A 7165-nucleotide genomic window follows, 5' to 3' on the forward strand; every position below is an offset into this window, starting at 1 on the left:
GGTACTACTCTTGCTAAATCTTCTTCAATGGATGTTTTAGGTGATGGTACTATAATTATGGTTGCTGAACAAGGTGGAAGTGAAAAAGCATATAAAGTTGTATTCAAAAGATTTACTCAAAAATTCCTTGCTACTCAACTTGGACTTAACTAATTTGAAAATGTAAAATAAAAAAAAGGGGTATGCAAAAAGCATATCCCTTTTTTAATGCAATTATTAAATAACTGCTTGACAATATTCATATATTTGGTATATTTTAAATATAAAGTTTTGTTTGGGGTTTGTAATGTATAAAAAATATTTATTAATATTTGTTTTTATATTTATAAGTTGTGGTACAGACTACTATTATTCTAGCTTTAGTATAAAGAAAGATTTGCAATGGATGGTATCACCAGAAGATCAAGCTGATATGAATAAATATACCGCTATTGCCAATGCCTCAAAGTTTAATCAATACACATCTCCTGCCATTGTTGCCACACCTGCAAATTATGTTTTGGCATTTTATGAAAATAGGTCAAACCCAACTTTTGATATTATAGGTCTTGATAATGGTCTTAATGGAACAATAGATATAATAGCTTCAATATCTACAACAACTGATGACTTTTTAATACAAAGAACTGTAGGCGGAGAATCTATTAGTAGTTCGGATTCTCATGCTTCTCCTATAGCTTTTGTTAATAGAGATGGAAATGTAGTTGTGCTTGCGGTAGGCGGTGTTGGTTTTGGAGCTGGAGGGGCAACAGATGTTTCTAAAATATCATTAAGTATTAGCTCAAATAATGGTAATACTTGGAGTGATTGGAAAGATTTGCCTCAAGAAATATTTAGTGATTTGTCTAATAAAGGTTATGATAGATATTATACAACACCAGGCACTGGAATTGTTTTGGGTAATGGAACTTTAGCCTGCACTATAGAATATAGATCTTCAAAAACTGGTGATAAAAATACCCCTACTGGTGCTGCTATACTTTATTCTACAGACAATGGAGAAAATTGGAAAGTGGGATCAACATTAACTTATAATGGAGCAAAATCTCATAGATTTGCAAGAATAATAGCAGAGAGAAGAGATGGTAAATTGTTGATAGCTGCTGTAAAAAATACAGGTAACAATGATTCTAATGCATATAATGGAAAAGGAGCATTATCTTGGTATTTAGCCGATAATATAAATGGAACAATAAACTCTTTTTCAGTAACTGGACTTCCAGAAAACAGTGGTGGAACAGTTTCTGGTGGAAGAATAAAATATGTCTACGATGGTAGATCTAGAGATGGTATATTATTATTACATTCAGGAGATACTCGTATATATAATAGCCCTTCTGGTGATAAGTATAATGTTATTAATCCTATGGCTTTTTCTATAAGTGATGATGAAGGAGCAACTTGGAAATTAATAACCAATCTTGTTGGTAATGCTGGTTTAGAGAAAACATCATTCAAAGAAAGTATGGTAATATTCAAAGATGGAACTATTGGGGTTGCTATGGAAGAGAGTCTTGGACCTACTATAAATCCTACTAGCAGTGCTAAAGATTTAATATTTTTTAGTATTATATTTAGAAGAGTGAGTTTGCATTCACTGTCTGGTGGTGACTATACATATGAGGGATTATAATTCATAATAATTAAATAGAAAGGGAGCATTTTTGCTCTCTTTTTTTATTTTAACAAACAACTCTACTAACAAAAAGTTAATTGAAACTCTTGTCAAAAAAGCAAAAGATTTTATAATTATTTTTGAAATGATAATTTTATGTTTTTATTTAATAAATATATATTATAGAGATAGAAAAAAACAATAAAAAATATATAAATTCACTTTTATTTAAAATAAAAGTAAATTTAAGTAAATAAATAGTAAATTCTACTTGACTCTGGTTTTTTTATTTAATATATTTAAATATGTATAGTTTTTTATGTGTGTTTTTTAATAAATAATGAATTGTTAATAGCAAAGTTGTATACAGTTTTTAATAAACAAACAACTATATAAGGAGTTTTATTATGAGTAAAAGAATTATTTTTTTATTATCTTTGCTTATGGCTTTAAGCTTAATGTTAGCAAGCTGTAAAGAAAATGGACTTGATAATATACTTGGTACTGTTCCTAATAATGGATTTGATAATAGCCCCGAAACAGATACAGGTCTTGTTGAGGATGAAAAATGGTTAAATGAAAACTCAGATATGCCCATAAAAAATGAAGCGATACCATATTTACAAACTACAGCAGGTTATGCTTATTTCCGTAACCCAGTTGTAGTGGTAATGGGTACAAACAACATTGTAGTTTTTGCAGAGAAAAGATATAACACTTCAGGTTCTGAAAACGATGTAGGTGTAACTGGCAGTACTGCTGTGGATATAGTTTATGTTTCAAGTCAAAACAGCGGTAAAAGTTGGAATATGGCTAAAATAGTAGGACGCGGTACTGAATCACAAAACGGCAATGATGCTGTTTCTTCACCAGTAGTATTTAAAATTGATGATAAAACAGTAGTAGTGGTAGCTTCTGCAGGGGCGGGTTTAAGCAGAATAGGCACTTCATATCTAAGCAGAAGTCCAAAATCTGAGTTAAGATATACAATAGGTACATATGATAGTAATAGCGGAACTTTTACTTGGACAAAAGAATGGGCAGATATGACTAAGATAGTTGAAGATGCAACTAAAAATGTAAAAGTAACAGGAAATGCTAAGGTATATACTTATGAACAATTTGGTACACTTGCTGCTAGAGGATTTGTTACTAATAATGGTAAAGATTTATACCTTGCTGTAACATTAGTAGACCAAGGACGAAGCGGCAATTATGCTAATAATGCTTTTGGTAATGTGATGGTTAAGGGTACTTATAGTTCTTCTAGTGTAAATTGGGAAGTAATTGAAGGTACTGCTATTGGATTTAAAACTATAAATAACAGAGGTATTAGCGGTTATTTAGAAAGCGTTGCGGTAGGTCTTAAGGATGGTAAAGTTTATTATTTAGCAGGCGGATCTTCATATTATGGCTCATCAACAGGTGTACATATAGGTGAAGGTAAGCAAGGCGAGCAGCCTACAGCTAGCGGCAGAGTTCCGGGTTCTGAAGGTTCTTTCTCTTATTTAGAAGTTTTGAACTGGAAGGGTTTAGAAACTTATAGTCCTACTAATTATAATATTAGTAATGGCACTAAACAAAGATTATTTGCTCATGTAAGGGGGCTAAATAACAGAATAACTATACGAGCTCTAGACGATACTGAATTTAGACAAAAAACAGGTACAACAGAGTATATTATTCAAGGTTATCCTACAGACAATACCGTTCTTGCTAAGTCTTCTTCTATGGATATTTTGGGAGATGGTACTATAGTTATGGTTGCTGAACAAGGCGGAAAAGAAAAAGAATATTACATAGTATTTAAAAGATTCACTCAGAAGTTTCTTGCTATGAAGCTTGGATTTAACTAATTTAAAAAATATGACTTTCTAATAAGAAGGGGTATGTAACGAACCACTTTTTATTTAATTGCTTAAAAAAGCTTTAGTGGAATATAATTTTAATGAATAAACAATAAATTTTATATATTAAGGGGATTTAAATGAGCAAAAAGATTATTTCTTTATTATCTTTGCTTATATTTTTAAGCTTAGTGTTTGCAAGCTGTAAGCAAAACGGCATCACTGGCATTAAGGGTGACCTTAATAAAGAAGAAGAAATAAAGATGGATACAGGCGGTATTATTAATAGTTGGTCTAGTTTAGAAGGTAAAACAATCTTAAATGACTACTCTGTTATAAGTGCAGCATCAGATAAAGACTATTATAGGAATCCTGTAGTAGTTGCTTTAGGCGGAGCAAATGTATTAATAATCACTGAAAAAAGGATTGGTTTTAAAGGTACAGATCTTGACACAGGTGTAGATGGTCAAAACAAAGTAGATATAATGTATTTATTGAGTACTGATAGCGGCGATAACTTTAGCGGACCATATACAGTTGGTGAAAAATCAACTGGTGCTAATGATGCTGTTTCTGATCCTGTGGTATATTATAAGAGAGATAGCGGTAAAATATATATAATAGCTTCTTCTGGTGCTGGTTTATCTCGTACAAGAGATTACTATTACGATAGAAGAGTAAAATCAAAATTTAGATATATTGTTGGTACAGTTAGCGGTACTGATGCAAAAGCTTCAATAGATTGGAGTGCGGGTTGGAAAGATTTAGATTTACCAACTAGCAAATTAGGTATAGGACGTCATATACAGTTTGGTACACATTCTGCAAGAGGCGTAATGTCTAAAGATGGTTCTACTTTAGTTCTTACTGTAATAACAGCAGATCTAAATTATACTGGTCTTGAATGGGAAGCTATGGGAGCACAATTCTTTAAAGTTACAGAAGCTAATGGCACACTTACCGTTGGGGATAAAATTGGTGTAACGATTGAGATTCCAGTTCCTACATATGAAAGAGCTAGTATATTTAAAGAAGCAGAAGCTGTAGATTATGATGATAATAAAGTAGATTATATGATAGTACCAAATCCGCGTTTTAGAACTACAATGGGCAAAGGTAATTCTACTTACAACAGTGTAAGCGAAGTTAGCGGATTAAAAGCTGCTGAAGGTTCTTTTGGTTACTTAAAATTAAAAGGCGGCTGGTTTGGTACAAATCAGTATGATCCATCAACCTATCTTAATACAAATGCTGCAGATGCAATATTGTTTTCACATGTAGCATCTGACGCTGGAACAAGTTATATGTATATGCTTGATGAATACTATACTCCTAAGGGTAACTCATTACAAATAGCTAAAACAAGTAAAGCTTCTTCTATAGATGTATTGCCTGATGGTACTATAATCATGGCTTCTGAAAAAGAAAGAGATACATCTGCTGCTGGTTATAAATTTAGAATATTTTTTAGCAGATATACTCAAGCATATTTGGCTTCTAAGTTAGAATAATTTGATAAAAAATGATTTAATAGAGTTATATCAAGGAATATATTTGATAGTTTCAAGTATATTCCTTGTTTTATTATTTAGTCAAAGCAGTTGCGGCACTGATTATTTTTTATTTAAGCTTTTATTTAAAATATTCATAATGAGATACTTAGTTATGCTCTCTTTTTTATTTTAAAATAATTTTTTATATTATTAATATTTAAATTATTTACTAAAAATTGATTTTATTGTATAATAAATGCAACAATTTTTTTAAGGAGTATAATTAATGAGGCTTGAAGATTTAAAACATGAAAAGCTTAAAGCTTGGATAAAAGAAGTAGCTGATATGTGCGAACCAAAAGATATATATGTTTGCGATGGTACTAGAGAAGAATATGATAGATGTATGCAAGGGCTTGTTGATTTAGGTTTAGCTCATCCATTAACTAAAAGACCACATAGCCATTCTTTTAGAAGTGACCCTTCTGACGTGGCTCGTGTTGAGGACAGAACTTATATTAGTTATCCTAATAAAGAAGATGCAGGTCCTACTAACAACTGGATGGCTCCAGATGAATTAAAAAGCACTATGAAAGGTTTATATAAAGGTTCAATGAAAAACAGAACTATGTATGTAATTCCTTTCTCTATGGGTCCTGTTGGTTCTCCTATAGCTAAAATTGGTGTTGAGCTTACTGACAGTGCTTATGTTGTATGTAACATGCATATAATGACAAGAGTTGGTACTAAAGTATTAGATGTATTAGGTTCTGATGGTGAGTTTATACCTTGTCTACACTCTGTAGGTGCTCCACTTGCTGACGGTCAAAAAGACACTAAATGGCCTTGTGCACCAATAGAGAAAAAATATATTTCTCATTTCCCTGATGAAAACTTAATATGGTCTTATGGTTCTGGTTACGGTGGAAACGCTTTACTTGGTAAAAAATGTTTTGCTTTACGTATCGCTTCTGCTATGGCTAGAAGAGAAGGTTGGATGGCAGAACACATGCTTATCTTACGCCTAACTAATCCTGAAGGTAAAAGATTCCACATTGCTGCTGCATTCCCTAGTGCTTGCGGTAAAACTAACCTTGCTATGTTACAGCCTACAATCCCTGGTTGGAAATGTGAAACTATAGGTGATGATATTGCTTGGATGAAAATTAATCCTGAAGACGGAAGACTTTATGCTATTAACCCAGAAGCTGGTTTCTTTGGTGTAGCTCCTGGTACTTCTTATGATTCTAACCCTATGGCTATGGATTCAATAAAAGAAAACACTATATTTACTAACTGTGTAGAAACAGATGACGGCGATGTATGGTGGGAAGGTATGGGACCTGCTCCTAAACATGGTAAAGACTGGAAAGGCAATGACTGGACTCCAGAAAGCGGAGAGAAAGGTGCTCACCCTAATGCTAGATTTACTGCTCCTGCTAGACAATGTCCTGTTATATGTAAAGACTGGGAAGACCCTAAAGGTGTACCTATAGATATATTTATTTTTGGCGGAAGAAGAGCTTCTGTTATGCCATTAGTACATGAATCTTACAGCTGGGATCATGGTGTATTTATGGGTTCTACTGCTGCTAGTGAAACTACTGCTGCTAACATTGGTGCTGCTGGTCAGTTAAGATTCGACCCATTTGCTATGCTTCCATTTGCTGGATACAATATGGGCGATTATATGAACCACTGGCTTGAAATGGGAGATAAATTAGGCGATAAAGCTCCTAGAATCTTCTATGTAAACTGGTTTAGAAAAGATGCTGACGGTAAATGGTTATGGCCTGGATTTGGTGATAACTCAAGAGTATTAAAATGGATGTGTGAAAGAGTTGAAGGTAAAATTGATGCTGTAGACACTCCTATAGGTAAAATGCCTAAAGACGGCGATTTAGATCTTAAAGGTTTAGATATTCCTGAAGCTGATTTCAAAGAGCTTATGAGAGTAGATGTTGAGGCTTGGAAAGATCAAGCTAATCAGATTGAAGCTCATTATGCTAAATTTGGTTCAAGACTTCCTGCTAGACTTAAAAAACAATTAGAAGAATTAAGAGCTAGATTAAGCAAATAATTTAGTATTTTAATTGTTATTTTATCAAATTAATAAAAACAGCAGTATAGATTATTTTATACTGCTGTTTTTTATAATTCTTTATTATTAAATTAAAATTTAAAAAAATAATTTATTTATTATTATCAAA

4 protein-coding genes are annotated in these 7165 nt (G+C 32.5%); all 4 read left to right on the forward strand.

Annotation, left to right across the window (positions count from 1 at the left end; genetic code table 11):
- Positions 1-286: 286 nt before the first annotated feature.
- The 4 genes from E6A48_RS07945 (at position 287) to E6A48_RS07960 (ending at position 7035) form a co-directional block, all read left to right on the forward strand.
- A complete protein-coding gene (locus tag E6A48_RS07945; protein ID WP_219709516.1) occupies positions 287-1633 on the forward strand; it encodes a sialidase family protein in 1347 nt (448 codons plus the stop codon).
- 389 nt (positions 1634-2022) lie between these two features.
- A complete protein-coding gene (locus E6A48_RS07950; RefSeq protein ID WP_219709518.1) occupies positions 2023-3471 on the forward strand; it encodes a sialidase family protein in 1449 nt (482 codons plus the stop codon).
- A gap of 131 nt (positions 3472-3602) precedes the next feature.
- Positions 3603-4973: a sialidase family protein gene (locus E6A48_RS07955; protein ID WP_219709520.1), complete on the forward strand. Its 1371-nt coding sequence runs from the start codon at positions 3603-3605 to the stop codon at positions 4971-4973.
- 268 nt (positions 4974-5241) lie between these two features.
- Positions 5242-7035, forward strand: a complete 1794-nt coding sequence (locus E6A48_RS07960) for a phosphoenolpyruvate carboxykinase (GTP) (protein ID WP_219709522.1) — start codon at positions 5242-5244, stop codon at positions 7033-7035.
- The last annotated feature ends 130 nt before the right edge of the window (positions 7036-7165 follow it).

The organism is Brachyspira pilosicoli, from assembly GCF_019402445.1.
Lineage (GTDB): Bacteria > Spirochaetota > Brachyspiria > Brachyspirales > Brachyspiraceae > Brachyspira > Brachyspira pilosicoli_B.